Source organism: Zymobacter sp. IVIA_12111.31 C1 (genome assembly GCF_047495495.1).
Taxonomy (GTDB): domain Bacteria; phylum Pseudomonadota; class Gammaproteobacteria; order Pseudomonadales; family Halomonadaceae; genus Zymobacter.
Genome location: NZ_CP179930.1, coordinates 1292218 through 1309936, shown reverse-complemented (window position 1 = coordinate 1309936; position 17719 = coordinate 1292218). Strand labels below are relative to the sequence as shown.

The following is a 17719-nucleotide window of genomic DNA, read 5'->3' as shown; positions in this document are numbered from 1 at the left end:
TGTAAACATTGCCGCACCCTCACCCTGAGGTGGCTCAACGAATTCCAGTGACAAAAAAGCCGATTCACTAGGAATCGGCTTACTGATTGCGCACGTCAAAAAGAACAGCGGATGGCATTTTGACAAGGGCCACCGAAGACACAGCACCACTTACTCGCAGCCATCATAGCGGCGTCATCCGCCGATGCGCTTGATGCCTCTTCTATCTATTGTTCTCGTTCTATTCTGTCCTTATAGACCCCGCCTTACGCATCATGCTCACCTTACTTGACGCCCGCATTGCGCTCCACCTGCTGGGTGAGGTAGTCGCCGGGAGCCTGCAAAGCCTCGTTCTGCTGTGCGGTCATACGCGACAGCACATCACTCAGCGGACACAGCACGCCCACTTCGGTATTTTCGCATCCTGCAAAACGCCACTCGCTCACCAAGAGAGGATCCGCATCGCTTAGCGGAGCCAGCTGGCGCCATTGATCCAGCGAACGTGCCTGGAAAGAGACGCGTACCATTTCACGGTCACGCTGGCGGTCATGGTAGCGCTCAAATACCAGTGCCCCTGCGGGAGGGATGTCGTTGCGCGGATAGCCCGGCAGCTGCCAGCTAAAACCCATCATGGTGCGCAGTTGACTGATATTGGTGTCATGGCCGAAGAAAAGCACCAGCGGACGCCCAAGAGGGTCGCTTTCGGTAACGTGCGCGGTCTGAAGTGCATGTGTGAGCAACCCCATCAGGGCAGAACCACCGTGGCGCGCGACCTCCGGCAGATCGTTGCCCAGCGCATAGCGCAGTGTCTGCAGGCCCATCAGGGCCGTAACATCATGGGCATCTCGCACGTTTCCAAAAGCGACCTGATCCAGCGGCAGGCCCTCGCTGTACTGCAATCGAATCGTTTCAGCCATGTTGCCCGCATACTTGAGCGGCCCTTCAAAGCTGACCTTATTGCCTTTTGCCTGTGCACCCCACGGCTGATCCAAGAACTGGCAAGCCTCCGGCTGGCAGACCGCTTTCCGCAGGCGTTCCACGTCATCGCGGTGGCGCTCGGCAAGCGCCTCCAGTGAACCGCCGGCAACTTGGCGCAGCTCCACTGCCACCTTCGCCTCGTCCAACGGTATGCCGACCGCCTTCTGTCCTTTCATAACAGGGTCCTTGGGACGCGTGGAATGATAGGTGTGGAAGCCACAGCCAGGGAACATCGCATCCACCGCAGCCTCTCCCGTGTCACGGGCACGGGCGGTCGGGCTAGACCATGCCAGCACCTGACGTTCGGGACAACCGTCTTCGAGTGGCAAGCCCGCTTTGCGCCATTGATCCAGCATCCACTTCATCTGGCTAGCGACCCCTTCGGCACCGTGTGCGGTCAGCTCACCGTCATGCACTGCGCTGCTTGGCCACGCATGCCCCGTCTCGCGAGCCAGCATCTCAGAATCGGTCTGCATGCGTACGCCATGCCGCATCACCACCACCACCTGCTCAAGCTGATAGTCAGACGGCTTGGCGCGCGCGGTGTGGTCGCCACACCCTGCCAGCCCGATCACCGCCAGCAGGCCGGAAATCATCCATTTTGTTGTCATTGCTGCAGTCTCTTTCATTCATCATGAAGCGTGCTCGGGTTGGGCAAGGTCTCCCAACGTCTAATGGGTCTATCATGGCAATCATGGCAGAAATGCGATAGTACCCGCGTTATCCTTCACATATCTTTCACGCACGTTTTTGGTCTTGATTCGAAACACTGCCGCAGGCATGCGATAATCATCGCATTGCTGGACACTCTGCCTCTTCCCCACGCTGAGGCAAGTCCTTATAGTGTGCCCCTTGATCCGATATCCAGGCGTCCCTGATGTTCTCAAACAATCCTCTTCTTGCTCAGCTCAAGCAAAAGCTTCACGCTGACACTCCGCGCGCCACTGGCGTCGTCAAAGCGACCGACAAGGGCTTTGGCTTTCTCGAAACCGACGATGGGCAGTCCTATTTCCTGCCACCGCCCATGATGAAACGGGTGATGCACGGTGACCGCATCGACGCCGTCATTCACGAAGAAAACGAAAAGAAGAGTGCCGAACCGGAAAAGCTGATCGAACCGTTCCTAGAGCGCTTCATCGGTCGTATCCGCAAGCGTGAGGGACGTCTGTCCGTCATACCGGATCATCCGTCCATTTCTCTGGCCATCACGTCTCGCATTAAGCGCGATCTTGACGAAGCGGCCCTGCAGGAAGGGGATTGGGTTGTCGCACATATGGTGCGTCACCCGATGAACCCCAACGACCGCAGCTTCTTCGCTCAGGTCGATGAACTGATCGCGGCAAACGATCAGCCTAATGCCCCGTGGCGCGTCACACTGGCTCGCCATGCGCTCGAATATGCTTCTCCGGAAGGTCCTGCCGAATGGACACTGCGCGAAGAAGGTCTTGAGCGTCGCGACATCACCGCCATGCCGTTCTTCACCATCGACAGTCGTTCCACGAAGGATATGGACGATGCCCTGAGCATCCGTGCCCACGAAGACGGCGGCTGGGTACTGAGCGTCGCGATCGCCGATCCGACCGCCTATGTCGATGAAGGCGATGCGATCGACCGCGAAGCACGTCAGCGTGCTTTCACCGTCTATCTGCCGGGCCAGAACGTTACCATGCTGCCGGAAAGTCTGGCCGACAACCTGTGCTCGCTGCGCGAAGAAGAAGATCGTCCGGCGCTAGGCTGTGACATCCACGTTGCCGCCGATGGCAGCTTGGTCAGTCATGACTTTTACGCCGCAACGGTACGCTCCCACGCCCAGCTGGCCTACGAAGACGTCTCTGACTGGCTGGAAGGCAAAGGTGAGTGGACTCCGTCATTCGAACGCGGTGAAGAACAGCTGCGTGCCCTTGCCGCACTGACCGAAGCCCGTACGGCATGGCGTCAGCAGCACGCCGTCGTCTTCAAAGACCGCCCCGACTACGTCTTCGATCTGGATGAAGCAGGCAACGTCCTCGACATCCGCGCCGAGCACCGCCGTATCGCCCAGCGCATGATCGAAGAGTCGATGATTCTGGCCAACGTCTGCTGCGCGGAAACCCTGTGTGAAAAGATCGGTCACGGTATCTTCAACGCTCACCAAGGCTTCGCCGAAGAGAAGATCGATCAAGCGCTGGCTTTCCTTGCCGAACAGGAAATCGACGTTGCGCGCGAACAGCTCACCGACATTGAAGCCTATCGCCAGTTCCGCCATGCGATGGACGCTCGCGGTGACGCTTGGCTCGATGCCCGCCTGCGCCGCTTCCAGGGCTATACTGCCATGAGCGCTACGCCGGCACCGCACTTCGGCATGGGCCTGGAACGCTACGCGACGTGGACCTCTCCGATCCGCAAGTACGGCGATATGATCAACCATCGCCTGCTCAAAGCCATTCTGCTCGGCACTCAGGCCAATGGTGCCGCGTCCGAAGAAACAACGCAGCATCTGGCCGAACGTCGTCGCCTCAACCGTATGGCCGAGCGTGACGTTAAGGATTGGCTGTACGTTCGCTATCTGGCCGCTGCCATTGCCAGCGAACAAGTCTTCGAAGGCGAGCTGGTCGACATCCGTCGCGGTGGCCTGCGCGTCCGTCTTGAAGCCAACGGCGCTTCCGTGTTCGTTCCGGCATCCACGCTGGTAGCGGATAAAACAACGCTGGCCATCGACGACAAGGAAGGCCGTGTCGTCATCAGCGGTGAATGCCGCTACCGCCTCGGCGATCGCGTCAGCTTGGTGCTGATCGAAGCGCGTGAAGACACCCGTTCACTGATCGGTCGTCTGGCCCCCGCAAGCGCATAATGCGGAGCTGCCCGCACCGCCTGGGGGCGGGCAGCAATCCTTTTCTGTGTCATTGCGGCAGAAGGCGAGCGGTCAAGGCTCTTCTGCCAGAACAACGAGGTGACGGCTGCGTGCATATTGCCGACATGACCATGTTCTATGCGCCTTCCAGCGGCGGAGTGCGTACCTATCTGGAAGCTAAGCGACAGCGGCTGGTCAACGCCGACGATGTCTGCCATTCCTTGCTTATTCCCAGCCTGCCAGCAGACGCTACGCCTGCTGACGGCATAGAAGCACCTCCCGTTCACGGCTCCCGTGAGCAACGACTTCAGACCCTTCGAATTCCTGCACCGCCTCTGCCGTTTAGCGGCGGCTATCGCTTTCCATTGCGAACTCATCATTGGGTCAACGCATTGGATAGGCTGCAGCCCGATATCATCGAAGCTGGCGATCCCTACGTAGTGGGCTGGGCCGCTATCCGTGCGGCACGTCGTCTGAATGTCCCTTTGATCGCCTTTTACCATTCCGATCTGCCAGAGATGCTGGGCAGCCGCTTCGGCAACGGTGTCCGTCACCTGACCGAACGCTATATCCGCCATCTCTATCGCCACTACGACAGCGTACTGGCCCCCAGTCAGTTGATGGCTCAACGGCTTGCGGCCATCGGCGTCGAGCGTGTCAGCGTTCAGCCTCTAGGCGTCGATACCGTTCGCTTCACACCTGACAAGCGCGATTCGGCACTGCGCCAGCAGCTGGGGCTTGCCGATGACATACGACTGTTGATCTTTGCCGGGCGCGGTTCACAGGAAAAGAACCTTCCTGTGCTGCTAGAAACGCTGAAGCTACTGGGACCGCAGTATCACCTGCTGATGGTGGGCTCGAACATGCCGCGCCAGACGCCTAACAACGTCACCACGATCAGTCGGTTCTGTCCCCCTGACGAACTTGCGGGCCTGTTGGCAAGCGCAGATGCACTACTGCATGCTGGCACACAGGAAACCTTCGGTCTGGTAATTCTTGAAGCCATGGCCAGTGGCCTCCCTGTTGTGGCAGCCAATGCGGGAGCACTGCCCGAAATGCTGGACGACCGCTATTCACGGCTATGCGCCCCCCTTGATGCTCAGGACATGGCACGCGCTACACGCGATTTGTTCGAGCAGGACATCAAGGCTATGGGCGCCCTCGCACGCCAGCGTGTCGAGCAACACCACGGCTGGGACGCGGTCGTCAACAGCCTGCGCCAACACTACGAACACGTCATTGCTGAACGCTTGACAGTCGCACAGGATCACGCTTCATGACAGCTGCCTCTTCGCGCCATTTCATGATGGCGCTGCACGACATATCTCCTGCCACTTGGGACGACTACCGCCCATTCGTCGAAGAAATGGACGCACGTGATGTGCGCATGACGTGGCTAGTCGTACCTGACTTTCACCATCGCAGCCCTACGTTCGAAGATCCGAAGTTTCTAGCACTACTGGAATCCCGTCTGGCCCGCGGCGATGAGCTGGTCCTGCACGGTTTCTATCACTGCGATGACGGCCCAGCGCCACGCTCAGCACGCGAGTACTTCATGCGTAGGCTTTACACCTACGAAGGCGAGTTCTACGGACTCGATCACAGCAGCGCCAAGGCGCGCCTTGAAGAAGGCATCTCGCTGTTCGAACGCCAAGGCTGGCCGCTGCACGGTTTCGTAGCACCGGCCTGGCTGATGAGTCAGGCCACGCGCCACGCCCTCTCCAACCTGCCACTGCGCTATACCACCGATACGAAAGGGTTCTACCACTTGCCCCATTTCGAACACGTACCGGTACCCACACTGTGCTGGAGCGCACGCGCCAAATGGCGCCGCGGCATGTCCTATGTCGTCAACACGCTATCTGAGCGCCGCTACAGCAAAGGACAGGCGCTGCGACTGGGGCTTCATCCCGTCGACATGCGCCACGATATCTCCCGCCGTTACTGGCTGGATGCCGTAGAGCGGCTTCAACAGCAGGGTTTTACATCCATGACGAAATACGGCTGGCTTTCCGCTCAGCAGCAGACGGCCCAATCCTGATCGTCCGAGGGTGTCTGCATTTGCCATGTGCGATCGTTCATCGCAGATGCCCTTCTTCCATGACCACGTCCATGATGGAGACGCCATGTTCCGCACGCTGGGCATGCTGATCATCGGCTTGATCGCGATCATCGCGATTCCGGTGATATGGGGAGGCCGCGGTATGCTGCCCCTGTTGCATCAATTCCCGTTACACCTGCTGGTCGTGATGATCGGCATGATCTTTGTCTGTTGGTACCTTAACGCTGCCAAATTGCGCGTACTACTGGCAGGCCGCTCTGGCCACCTGACTCGCCTGCAGTCGATGGGCGTCATCATGGCCGTGGAGTTCGCAATCTGCGCCACGCCAGGAGGGGCTGGCGGCTACCTCACGCTGATCGCGATCATGAAACAGCGAGGGTTGCGCCCCGCTGAAACCACCGCTGTCTTTGCCGTCGATCAGATGATCGACATGGTGTTCTTCTTCGTGTCGATGCTGCTGGTCGGCCTGTACGTCATCATGACATCAATACAGCTGCCGTCGATGAAGGTGCTGGCCATCCCGTTGATCCTGATGGCCGCGGCACTGAGCGCACTGATCTATGCCGGCCGTCACCATGAGCGCATGCTGCGCCATATCGCCGGTTTTCTGAAACTGTGCCACGTCAGCGGCCCACGCCGCCGCAGCTGGATGCGTCGTATCCTAGTGTTCCGCAACGCATTGCGTACCACGTTGAAGATGCCGCGCCATCTGCTGCTGCAAGCATTCCTGTTCGGCGTGCTGCACTGGTTGGTACGCTACACCGTACTCTACCTAGCGCTGTACGGACTGGGGCATCAGGTCAACTGGGGTTACACCTATCTGGTGCAGATGGTGTCGATGGCAGCAGGACAGGTTACGCTGCTTCCCGGTGGCGCAGGCGGTGCCGAATTCACCTCTATGTTCATGCTGGACCGCATCGTAGGCCATGACACAGCGGCGGCCGCCATCCTGATCTGGCGTCTGGTGACCTACCATTTCTACCTGATTGCGGGCATTCCTGCCTTTCTGCTGTTGGCAGGTCGACCGCTTCTGTACACGCTGTTCAAAATGCGCAAAAAAGATGTTGAAGCGCTCAAGCACGAACACAAGTCGTGATCGTTGCACTGGCGAGAGGCCGGTGGACATTGTTCACACCGTGCTAAAAGAAAGGTGCCTTCACGGCACCTTTCTTGCATCTGCTCCCGTAAACCATCCACGCGACAGCGCACCGACGCAATGCCGCCTCTGTGCCCATCTGACCCAAACCCTCAGGGGGCGATCGTCGACTCACCCTCTGCACCCAGGAGCCTTACCATGGTTCACAACCTGATCGCATTCATGCTGGCAGCAACGCTGCTTACCCTCACGCCCGGACTGGATACAGCACTGGTATTGAGAACGGCTGCCGCAGAAGGACGGCAGCAAGCAATGCGGGCTGCACTGGGCATCAATGCAGGATGCTTAGTATGGGGAGCCGCAATTGCACTAGGGCTTGGCGCACTACTGGCGGTCTCAACCACCCTATTCACCCTGTTCAAGCTGTGTGGCGCCGCCTACCTCTGTTGGCTCGGCCTGCATATGCTGCTACGTCCACGCACTCACTTTGCATCCAACGCCAGCGACGACACCCTCAAGAGCTCGCACATTGGCTGGGGGATGAAAGGCCTATTGAGCAATGTCCTCAATCCCAAAGTAGGCATCTTTTACGTCTCATTTCTGCCTCAGTTCATCCCCGCACAACATTCGTTTGTTGGCTGGACACTGATCTTGGTGATGCTGCACATTGCCATCAACCTGACGTGGTTCATGCTGCTGATCGGTGCCACTCGTCCTCTGACACAGCTACTGCGCCGTGCCAACGTCATCAAATGGCTGGATCGCGTCACGGGCGGCCTGTTTCTCTTCTTTGCCGCGCACCTGGCATTCGGACGGCGCTAGGCGGCAGCCCGATCATGCACGCTGGAAGCATCGTATTGTCAGCCACCCAGCGTGCAAATCATCCTGCGCATTCAGCAGTGCAGCTCACGCCCCGCTCGAATTACGGCAATAGGTGATAAGACCCGGTGTCTTTTGTTATCGTCGTCTATACCTACGTCGTATACCGGCAGGACAAAGGCACCGTGCCTATAGGCACGGTCCCCTGATCGCGAGGAGCAAGCACTGCATGACAACGACAATACGTGCCGCCGACCTGATTGATAGCGTCGCAAACGCACTGCAGTTCATTTCCTACTATCACCCCAAGGACTTTATCGACGCGATGTACGCGGCCTGGCAGAGCGAGAAGAACCCCGCGGCCAAAGACGCGATGGCTCAGATACTGATCAACTCTCGCCTGTGTGCGATCGGCAAACGCCCTCTGTGCCAGGACACCGGCATAGTTACGGTGTTCATCACGATCGGGATGAATGTGCGTTTCGACACTGACACGGCTATTGATGATCTGATCAACGAAGGTGTCCGCCGCGCCTATACCTATCCTGACAACGTACTGCGCGCGTCCATCCTTGAAGACCCAGATGGCGCCCGCCGCAATACACGTGACAACACACCGGCGGTAATTCATCACCGCTTGGTGCCCGGCGACACCGTGACCTTACAGTTGGCAGCCAAGGGCGGTGGCAGTGAGGCCAAGGCGCGCTTTGCCATGCTCAACCCAGCCGATAACGTTGCCGACTGGGTCATGGCTCAGCTTCCCGGTATGGGCGCTGGCTGGTGCCCGCCAGGCATGTTGGGCATCGGCATCGGTGGAACAGCAGAGCAGGCCATGCTGATGGCAAAACAGTCATTAATGGCCCCCGTTGATATCCAGACATTGGCAGAGCGCGCTAGGCAAGTTCCCGACAGCCTGAGTCATGAAGACAGGCTGCGCCTAGAGCTATTCACACGAGCCAATCAGAGCGGCATCGGTGCTCAGGGCCTAGGCGGGCTAACCACCGTATTGGACGTCAAAGTGCGCTCAGCCCCAACTCACGCGGCCAACAAGCCTGTCGCCCTCATCCCCAACTGCGCCGCAACACGCCATATCGACATCACGCTGGACGGCACGGGTCCTGCCCAGCTTCCCGTTCCATCACTAGAAGACTGGCCAGAGATAGCGCGAACCGCCAGCGATGATACGCTCCATGTCGATCTTGATACTGTCACTGCCGACGACATCGCCCACTGGCAGCCGGGGCAAACCTTACTGATATCTGGCCATCTGCTGACGGGCCGCGATGCCGCGCACAAGCGTCTGGTCGACCTGCTCGAACAGGGTGCCCCCCTTCCCATTGATCTACGCGATAGGTTTATCTACTACGTCGGCCCCGTTGATCCCGTTAGAAATGAAGTGGTCGGCCCTGCCGGACCGACTACGGCTACCCGCATGGACAGGTTCACACGCCCCCTGCTCGAACAGGCCGGCCTTAGGGGCATGATCGGCAAAGCCGAACGCGGCAAGGATGCCATTCAGGCCATCAAGGACAACCAAGCGGTCTACCTAATGGCCGTCGGCGGTGCAGCCTATCTTGTTGCACAAGCGATCACGGCGGCCCGAGTCGTAGCCTTTGAAGATCTAGGAATGGAAGCCATCTACGAGTTTACGGTCAAAGACATGCCCGTCACTGTGGCCGTTGATACTCAAGGCCGCAGCATTCACGCCCTTGGCCCCCAAAAGTGGCACGACTATATCGTCGCGCACTGAACAATGAACGGTATGCGGTATGCGGTATGCGGTATGCGGTATGCGGTATGCGGTATGCGGTATGCGGTATGCGGTATGCGGTATGCGGTATGCGGTATGCGGTATGCGGTATGCGGTATGCGGTATGCGGTATGCGGTATGCGGTATGCGGTATGCGGTATGCGGTATGCCAGCATGGTAATGCCGCCCCTCAAGTACGCCACACCTTTTTATCAGCAGGCGATGGCGTGCTTGCCTCTACCGAGCGCTTGAGAGCATGTATGGCGCTGCTTTGTCTTCACATAAGCTTAAAATCACCCGTTGGCATTACGATATGAACACGTCATGATGGCCGATATTTATAATAAAATTTATCGCCATTAAAAATTTAAAAACATTGTTATTCAAAATTACGATGAATAATTCATCATTTCTTATTTTTATGAATGCATTATAAAATAGCACTTATTGATAATAATCATGATTCAGCAAGAGAACTGGCTATAGAAAAACTTGATATCTTTACGTGTTTTCTTAATAATTTCATCACCAGAATGTAATTATGAATCTCACCACCTACCATCCTTCAAAAAGCAGGCTATGGCCGTTATATCTAGAGCGTGCCCAAGGCACTTCTATAGCCATTATAATTAGATGCATAACATAGCCATAAAGAGCCGTATAAAAACAAGAGATACGCTTTTTATAAGGAGCTAGCAATAGTGATCACCAATACAGTGACAACCGCCGGATTCACGATTTCGGGCACCCAGATCATTGATGCCAATGGTCAGCCCTTTCTCATCCGAGGCATCAATCATGCCCATACGTGGTACAAAGCAGATATCGCGTCAGCGCTGAAATCCATTGCGGCGACAGGAGCCAACCTCGTACGCATCGTACTGTCGAACGGCACTCAATGGGAAAAAGACGACGTTGAATCTGTACGCAACATCCTCTCGCTGTGCGAACGACACCAGCTAATCGCCATGCTGGAAGTGCACGACGCCACAGGCAGCGACAACCTGCAAGCGTTGCAACAAGCCGTATCCTACTGGATCGAGCTGAGTGCCGTGCTTATCGGCAAGGAAGATCGGGTCATCATCAATATCGCCAATGAATGGTTTGGCTCGTGGTCATCCTACGCTTGGTCGGTTGGCTATGAATTCGCCATCACGGCACTGCGCGAAGCTGGTTTCGAGCATCTACTGGTAATTGATGGTGCCGGATATGGTCAATACCCTCAGTCCATCATCGACTATGGCCAAGCACTGCTCAAAAGCGACCGTGCGGCGCGACTGGCCTTCTCAGTACATATGTATGAGTATGCCGCCGCCGACACCGCCACGATCAAACGCAATATTGACGAGATACTGGCGCTCAATCTGCCATTGATCATCGGCGAGTTCGGGGATCGGGTACCGGAAAGCCACCCCGTTGATATCGGCATGCTGCTGCGCTATGCAGAAGAAACGGCCGTCGGCTGGATCGCTTGGTCATGGTATGGCAACGGCGGATCAGATACCGTGCTGGACCTGTCTTCCGGCCCGAATGGCCAGTTCGCCTTGACCCCTTGGGGAAAGACCGCCATCGACAATGAATACGGTATAGGGCATACCGCAGAGCTGTGTTCCGTATTCTATTGATGACGCATAATTCACGCTCCCACTGAAATATCATGGGATGCATCAACGTTGGCCTTGTCATACCTAATTTAACGGCAAGGCCAACACACAAGTATCAACCAATTTTATTGATGAATGCAGCGAAGCAGGCTTCAAATGCCTGATTATCTATCTCATTGATATCTCTATTATTGGTTATATATTCCATTGCATGGCTCACTACGGGACGCCATGCACTTCTTTCAACGCCTCTAATCACCAATACTGGCGTATCAAAAGCACCCGCGATATGAACAGGAGCAGAGCAAACGGCTACCAATGCTTGAGCATGCTTTATATAGGCTCCCGATGATTCTAGGCTCGGCGGAAGCGGGGAAACAAACACATTTTCCAATGTTGACGCAATGGACAGGCACATGGCTTCGATACCAGGTGAGACGATCAAACAAATATCATTTTTATAATGCCGTGAGATCGCCTGACAGATATGGATAGCATTTTCTTCCGAAATCGGGCCCCAAGAGGCACCTAGCAGAGAAACGGCAATATAAGGAGTACGCTCAGGGGTGATATCTGCAACAGGGAATAGCAAGGTACGGTTATAATCGCAGCCAACCATCTGGGCGATGATGCCCCAGCAATCTACAATCGAAACACCACGCCGATATAAAAGATTGGCGTAATGAACAGATTTATGCACCATTTTAGGACGGCTGGTGCGCTTAGCGCTTTCCATTGCGGATAGAACAGCCCGAGGTTTGAGCAGGCAAGCAAGCTGTGCGAAGCGCGGAGACACCCGTCCCAGGCCGTTGACGACAACATCAATTTTTCCTTGCTTTCGTATGTTCGCCGCCGTGTGTGCAATGCTGCTTTCGGTAAGCGCTTTCTTCTTGCCAACAGGGACGATAACAACGTTCGAGTACTGCTTATCAAGCAGGTCGATATACAGCTGGCTAGTGGGGCTACAGATGAAGTAGGCGCGTCCGGTACACTTTTCCAGAATAGCCCGAATGATAGGCGAAGCGACCATGATATCGCCGATCCCGTCAACACAGTAAAACACGGCATTTTCGATGTCTTCAATAGGCCCGTCAGCTATCTCGGGCTTAAAATCGTACCGCTTGATTTCTAATTTTTCTTTTAGCTTTTTAATCACTTTCATTGAGTGGTGCTCGGCAAGGTATAGGATGACGTAGCATTCCCCCTTCCTCGCAAGATAACGCAATGTTTACAACGGATATCACTATTTAAACTTTTATTTACGCTATAGGCCCCGCCCATACCCTTCGTATGGTGCACACCTTAACGCATAACATCCCTTGGATACGCTACCATAGTGCCACGAGCATACAAAAATGCCTACCCCACAATAGCCAATGGCGGATAGTTATCGTCAGGCATTTCATAAAACCTGAAGCATCAAACTCGAGTAAGTCCAACTATATAGTTGATAACTATGATATTTATCTTTTTGAACACTTAATGAATAAGGAGCTCCCTTAATCACAGCCAATTTCTTGACCTTCCTGCGTGATGATGCATTCGTTCCCTTCACTATCTCGAGTGTGCGCATCACCATTACTGTCAATCCAAGTGCGAATGGAGTAGCTGTTTCCATCACTATCGCTAGACGTTGTCTCAGTGCCATTTCCCCCAAAGGAACGACTGTTCACATCCACATGATACTCGTTGCCCTCCGCATCCCACGAACGGACATAACCATTGCCATCATCATCCATAGCACTCTCAGAGCAGACACGGTATTCGCCTTCACCAAAGCACTCGGCAAGCACAACAGGGGCACAGACAGCGGATAAAAGGCCTATTCCAAGCAGTAGTGGCTTCATATGTACTCTCTCCTTTTCATGAGAAAATTATATTATATATCGTCCTTATCAACACAATCTTTATAGAAAACACAAAACTTCACGCCTATATATTAATATACCAAAAACATTATCTGTAGTCATATATCACATCAAACTTATAAGACTTATTTTTATAACAATCATACCTCTAGAGGTGATCGTTAAACTTATCAAAATATTGATGATTACAACTTAATTAAAAATTTCCGAGGCGACCTATAACCATAAAAAGCACCAATATATTTACCACCTCTTATTATTAAAAACCACTAGAATAATAATAAGTTAGCTATCTATATATAAGAGATGCTTCCGCACTTATCTCAGCAATATTTATCAGTATATCTTTTCAGACCCGGTTAACAGATTGGCCTTGTAAACACTCAATAAGTCTTCTGGGATTCTGGCAGTAGCCGCTAACAAAAAAACCAGCACTTGGCTGGGCTTGAGGATGAATATCTACAGCGTGTGTTTCCCCTCAAATGGGGTCATCATCCAAGAAGAACACTCTGTTTACAGCTTCACTTCCACTGCTGTTTTTGAATCGAATTGTGGCACCGTTCAGCATCGTCACCATCAGCGCCACACCTGCGACCAGTCGCTTCATTCTCTCTCCTTTTGGCCCATTGTCATAGTAGGTAAGGGTAGCAAAGGCTGGGCTGCAGGTATGAAAGCAATCGGATCTTATTTCATTTCATCCAAAGGAAAGATTATTGCACCCTGCACTTTCCATTTATCAGTGCCTAAAGTATTTTCTATTTCCATAAAGTAATTTTTTCTTATCATAGTCCCATAAGGTCCCGATGTATTGAGGTAAGAGGCAACAGAGTGAGTGCAATCGCCGTGGGAAGTTATTAATATATCGGCATCATACGGATTATATTTCGGAAAAATATATTTTGATGGATACTTTAGTTGGTTTTCCATAACGGTGCTTGCCGCAGCAAAAGCCATAGTAGGGTCATTGCATACCTGCTCAGGAGTTCGGTTTTCAGCATAATAGCTATCCTTGTTAGCAGGGGCTCCAACCCAGCCGTGTATACATGCATATGTTAGTATGCAATATTATAGATAAAAATGTGACGATACTAATTGTCAAAATTTCTGGTTTACCCAAAATATTTTTATTACTTTTTTTGCGTCGTATAGAGGAAGTCATTGTACAGGTCCTTAAATTAATAATATGCATGCCCAAAATTAGATTACCAAACCGATGGTATAAGTGAGCCTTAAAAGTATTCGCTAGAGCTTAATCTCTATACGAGCTAGTCGCCAATAGTCCGCCCCAAGCTGCTTTGGCCCAACCTATTGTTTTAGAGATTCACGCAGACATGCTAGTCTTTTATCAAAGCAAGGGCTTACCTTATCACATTGGCTGCACAAAATCACTAGCAGGGAAAAGCTTCGCACACTCACGCTGACCATTAACTTTTCATACGCTTTCTATCCACTCTAAAATAGCACGCATACCATCAAGCAAGTGTGAAAAAGCCCGTGCGGTGACGGGCCACTAGAGTCCAAGAATGAGAGTATATTCTAAATGAGCTCAGGATAATTTTTTATTTTGTTAAGCACATCAAATAAATTGGCAGATTCAACTTTATTATCAGGGAGCGTCCATGCCAGTGTTACACCTCTCTTCAAAAGCTCTTCTATAATAGTGTCTTTTACACTTTTATTACCACCAACAAACAAATGAAGCTTATACAACGTTCTATATCTAGGTTTTTTAAATTAAGTTTTCTTGGTCCAATTAATATTGTTTTTTCGTAATCAGGTATTTCTTTTTTGACTATATCTTTTATACCACGCCAATTATCTTTTAGGATAGACGCTTTCTGAGACAGCAGCCGCGCAACCTGCAGTTTCATCGACTAGCGCATGCACTGGGCCGGTTGGTGGCGCAGAACATCGACGATTTCAACGGCAAGAACGCGCATGACGCGCTCAAGAAGCTGCAAACCGACTCCGGCGTTGAGTGCGACATCACCCACACTGATGTGCCGGGGTTCGGCGTACTGGTCAGCAAACAGCCTCGCTCCATTGCCTTTGACCGGATGGACCAAGGGCGTTTCTTCCAGCTAATGAGCGAGCTGTGCACCTATATCGCTAAGACCTACTGGCCCCACTGCACAGAAGAACAGATCGAGGAAATGGCGCTGGCCATGATTCAGGAGCGAGCAGCATGAGGATCGTATCAAAGGCCATGCGCGCATCGGCACGCGACGAGCGCTGCACGCTGGGCATTCTCGGCGTCTGCAACGAGCGAACGGACACCACCGTGCTATGCCAGTCACACGGGCTGGCACGCAAAAGCGATGACCTGTCAGCCTGCTATGGCTGCTCGGCATGCCATGACGTGATTGATGGACGTGTGCCGTGGCCATCCGAAGAGAAAGCCCACGCCGAGTGGTATATGCGTCGCGCACAAATCCGCACGCTGGTACGCATGGTGGAAAAAGGCATCATCACCATCAAGGGAGTGGCGGCGTGATTCAGGTCTTCGTGCCCTACCTTGGCCCGTCACTCAACAGCATCTATGCGGGCGTTCACTGGGCAACTTGCAAGAAGCATGTTGACGCAGCCCACAAAGCAACACAGATCGCTGCGCGCGGGCTAGAGCCGATCACCTGCCCTGTTCACCTGACACTGCAACCGGTGCTGGGCAAAGGGAAACGCCGCCTCGACTGCTCCAACTACGGCTATACCCTCAAGCTGATTGAGGATGGCTTGGTGCGGTCGGGGCTACTCAAAGACGACACGCCTGACTACGTGGTCAGCGTACAGACATTGGCACCGATCCGTGACCCTAAACGCGGCTCCGGTGTGTAGGTAATAATTCAAGAAGTAGCCGAGGGGGCTGCATGAGCAACTGGGAAGAACTGTACGCGCGTTGCTATCAACGGGCCGTGCAGCCTCGCACACGTTTTCTGACAACCGACCCGCGCACAGCAGTGGCGCTTGCATATGAAGACGGCATGCGTACGCAGTCGATGGCTGACTTGTATGAGGCGGGCAAGAAAGGCAAGAAGTCACGATCAGTACGGGCGATTGAGAGCCGCGAGAAGCGTGCAGGCACGGGAGCAGATATCTACGCCGAGTATCACAAAATCAGGCGCTACGTTGATGGGCTGCTCGATACCGATCCGCTACAGTACGCCGTCATCATGACGCTGGCGCCAGTGAAGGAGTCGATCCGTCAGGCGTGCAAGGGCGAGGTCTACGACGCGCTGCATGATCGTGTGCGCATGACGCTGGCCGAGCGCGGGGAACGTGTGCTGAAGAAGCGTGCAGAACGCCTTGTTGCCCTGTCACAGGCGATGGTCGAGCAGTCGATGCGTTGCGCTGATTGGGGGCCAAAGCATGTGGCAGCGTGATGTGAGAGCTGGTGCGGTATGCATATCGAGATTTCCCAATGGGCCCACAATTGCAGCAGTGATTGGTACCTATTGGGCGATTTGATGCGAGATATGGAAAAAGGCGCTTTTGCTACTATCAAAAGCATGACAAGAAAAATAAACAACAGCCTAGCCTGCTGCGACAATTTTGCCGCCTAACACCTGACTCAAAAGACAGGTATCAAAAAGTGACAACCCTTTGATTTTTGTAGACAATAGCCCAGCGTTGTTATCTATAAATAGAGGGAAAAATGGCTAGATTAGTTTTCGATGGGATGCAGCACACTATTACTCTTTACAAGTCAAATTTTGAAATTGTAGGTAGATGGACGGCTTTTAATAGAATTGATAACGAAGTAAAAATCAAAACAGGGTTTACTCATCTAGCAGATGGCATATACATAATGCAAGATCGGTCAGTGCCACATCGGCATGTAAATCATGCAGATGATACTATAAATGGAAAATACGGCACACATGGTATCGTTCGGTTTCATATGCTCGGACACTCGGGTGTTGGTGTACACTCCGGACGAGCATTTCATCACAGACTTCCTGGTCCAAGGCATCCAACTCAAGGATGCATTCGGACTACCGATGAGGCAATGCAAGCGATAAAGGATCTGATGCATCAAGAGCCTCTTGAGACTTTAACCGTCTATAACAATTTGCCCCAGTATAATTTGCAATAGGTGCATAATATGAAGAATGCAATTCGAATTGCTGCCATCATGCTATTTTCTCTTTTTGCATCTCATCAGGCTAGCGCTGATGCATGTCCTGCTTATAGCAAAGCCGATCTATTGCTAGACAATCTATATGATAGCTGGGACAACATTTACTATTATTATAAAAACTATGGAGAATGCATGGATGGATATTTTGGCGAAGGTGTTACAGACGCAGTGGTAAAAAGACTCGCCACTCATTGGGATGAAACTTCCAAGCTAATCCCCATATTCAAGAACACACCAGAGTTTGAATCATTCGTATTATATAATATAAACAGCAGTGCCGATGAAGATGATTTGCTAAAAATCAATGAGATATCAAAAAATTCTTGCCCAGAAAATATGTCTGGGTTCTGCAAAAAAGTTGAAAAGCTCGCTATCGATTCTTACAACGGAACAAACTGATTGTTAACGTTCAAAGCACACCGCTCTCCTGACTCTTAACAGGGTTGCAGTTTTGTCGAGCAAAATGTACGATATTCGTACAGTGCCGCAGTTGTAATTGAAGCACGATAGACTCCTAAAAGCTTCGCCCTAATCGGCGAGGCTTTTTTCGTATCTGGCTCATGCCGCGAAAAGCATTCCGGCACCGCTGCGCCTCTGA

Annotated in this window: 18 protein-coding genes; 13 read left to right on the top strand and 5 right to left on the bottom strand. The window is 53.0% G+C overall.

What is annotated here, in order from left to right; genetic code table 11:
* Nucleotides 1–263 precede the first annotated feature (263 nt).
* Nucleotides 264–1568: a histidine-type phosphatase gene (locus ACMHYW_RS05865; RefSeq protein ID WP_414501292.1), complete on the bottom strand. Its 1305-nt coding sequence runs from the start codon at nt 1566–1568 to the stop codon at nt 264–266.
* Between the two features lie 266 nt (nt 1569–1834).
* Here ACMHYW_RS05865 and ACMHYW_RS05860 point away from each other — a divergent pair, with 266 nt between their 5' ends.
* From ACMHYW_RS05860 to ACMHYW_RS05830, 7 genes are all read left to right on the top strand, one after another.
* On the top strand, nt 1835–3787 hold the full coding sequence (locus tag ACMHYW_RS05860) for an exoribonuclease II (protein WP_414501291.1): 1953 nt from the start codon (nt 1835–1837) through the stop codon (nt 3785–3787).
* 110 nt (nt 3788–3897) lie between these two features.
* Nucleotides 3898–5067, top strand: a complete 1170-nt coding sequence (locus ACMHYW_RS05855; RefSeq protein ID WP_414501290.1) for a glycosyltransferase family 4 protein — start codon at nt 3898–3900, stop codon at nt 5065–5067.
* On the top strand, nt 5064–5828 hold the full coding sequence (locus ACMHYW_RS05850) for a DUF2334 domain-containing protein (protein WP_414501289.1): 765 nt from the start codon (nt 5064–5066) through the stop codon (nt 5826–5828). Before ACMHYW_RS05855 ends, ACMHYW_RS05850 begins: the two co-directional genes overlap by 4 nt.
* A 25-nt stretch (nt 5829–5853) precedes the next feature.
* On the top strand, nt 5854–6945 hold the full coding sequence (locus ACMHYW_RS05845) for a lysylphosphatidylglycerol synthase transmembrane domain-containing protein (protein ID WP_414501288.1): 1092 nt from the start codon (nt 5854–5856) through the stop codon (nt 6943–6945).
* A 198-nt stretch (nt 6946–7143) separates the two neighbouring features.
* Complete coding sequence (locus ACMHYW_RS05840; protein WP_414501287.1) at nt 7144–7767, top strand: LysE family translocator; 624 nt, start codon at nt 7144–7146, stop codon at nt 7765–7767.
* Between the two features lie 226 nt (nt 7768–7993).
* Nucleotides 7994–9514, top strand: a complete 1521-nt coding sequence (locus ACMHYW_RS05835) for a fumarate hydratase (protein WP_414501286.1) — start codon at nt 7994–7996, stop codon at nt 9512–9514.
* A 701-nt stretch (nt 9515–10215) separates the two neighbouring features.
* Entirely contained in the window at nt 10216–11139 is a 924-nt protein-coding gene (locus tag ACMHYW_RS05830) for a cellulase family glycosylhydrolase (protein ID WP_414501285.1), read from the top strand.
* Between the two features lie 94 nt (nt 11140–11233).
* Here the strand turns inward: ACMHYW_RS05830 and ACMHYW_RS05825 are convergent, their stop codons facing one another.
* The 4 genes from ACMHYW_RS05825 to ACMHYW_RS05810 all read right to left on the bottom strand — a co-directional run bounded on the left by ACMHYW_RS05825 (nt 11234) and on the right by ACMHYW_RS05810 (nt 13940).
* Nucleotides 11234–12280 carry a glycosyltransferase family 9 protein gene (locus ACMHYW_RS05825; protein WP_414501284.1) on the bottom strand — a complete coding sequence of 349 codons (1047 nt, stop codon included), beginning with the start codon at nt 12278–12280 and terminating at the stop codon, nt 11234–11236.
* Between the two features lie 337 nt (nt 12281–12617).
* Nucleotides 12618–12965: a hypothetical protein gene (locus ACMHYW_RS05820; protein ID WP_414501283.1), complete on the bottom strand. Its 348-nt coding sequence runs from the start codon at nt 12963–12965 to the stop codon at nt 12618–12620.
* A gap of 499 nt (nt 12966–13464) precedes the next feature.
* A complete protein-coding gene (locus ACMHYW_RS05815) occupies nt 13465–13593 on the bottom strand; it encodes a hypothetical protein (protein WP_414501282.1) in 129 nt (42 codons plus the stop codon).
* A 77-nt stretch (nt 13594–13670) separates the two neighbouring features.
* Nucleotides 13671–13940 carry a hypothetical protein gene (locus ACMHYW_RS05810; RefSeq protein WP_414501281.1) on the bottom strand — a complete coding sequence of 90 codons (270 nt, stop codon included), beginning with the start codon at nt 13938–13940 and terminating at the stop codon, nt 13671–13673.
* A gap of 944 nt (nt 13941–14884) precedes the next feature.
* Here ACMHYW_RS05810 and ACMHYW_RS05805 point away from each other — a divergent pair.
* The 6 genes from ACMHYW_RS05805 to ACMHYW_RS05780 all read left to right on the top strand — a co-directional run bounded on the left by ACMHYW_RS05805 (nt 14885) and on the right by ACMHYW_RS05780 (nt 17520).
* A complete protein-coding gene (locus ACMHYW_RS05805; protein WP_414501280.1) occupies nt 14885–15175 on the top strand; it encodes a hypothetical protein in 291 nt (96 codons plus the stop codon).
* Nucleotides 15172–15480: a nuclease domain-containing protein gene (locus tag ACMHYW_RS05800; protein WP_414501279.1), complete on the top strand. Its 309-nt coding sequence runs from the start codon at nt 15172–15174 to the stop codon at nt 15478–15480. Before ACMHYW_RS05805 ends, ACMHYW_RS05800 begins: the two co-directional genes overlap by 4 nt.
* Nucleotides 15477–15818, top strand: a complete 342-nt coding sequence (locus ACMHYW_RS05795) for a hypothetical protein (RefSeq protein ID WP_414499550.1) — start codon at nt 15477–15479, stop codon at nt 15816–15818. The genes ACMHYW_RS05800 and ACMHYW_RS05795 overlap by 4 nt, the downstream gene beginning before the upstream one ends.
* Before the next feature lie 32 nt (nt 15819–15850).
* A complete protein-coding gene (locus tag ACMHYW_RS05790; protein WP_414501278.1) occupies nt 15851–16363 on the top strand; it encodes a hypothetical protein in 513 nt (170 codons plus the stop codon).
* A 272-nt stretch (nt 16364–16635) separates the two neighbouring features.
* Nucleotides 16636–17076, top strand: coding sequence for a hypothetical protein (locus ACMHYW_RS05785; protein ID WP_414501277.1), 441 nt, complete (start codon nt 16636–16638; stop codon nt 17074–17076).
* 9 nt (nt 17077–17085) lie between these two features.
* Entirely contained in the window at nt 17086–17520 is a 435-nt protein-coding gene (locus tag ACMHYW_RS05780; RefSeq protein WP_414501276.1) for a hypothetical protein, read from the top strand.
* Nucleotides 17521–17719: the final 199 nt, after the last annotated feature.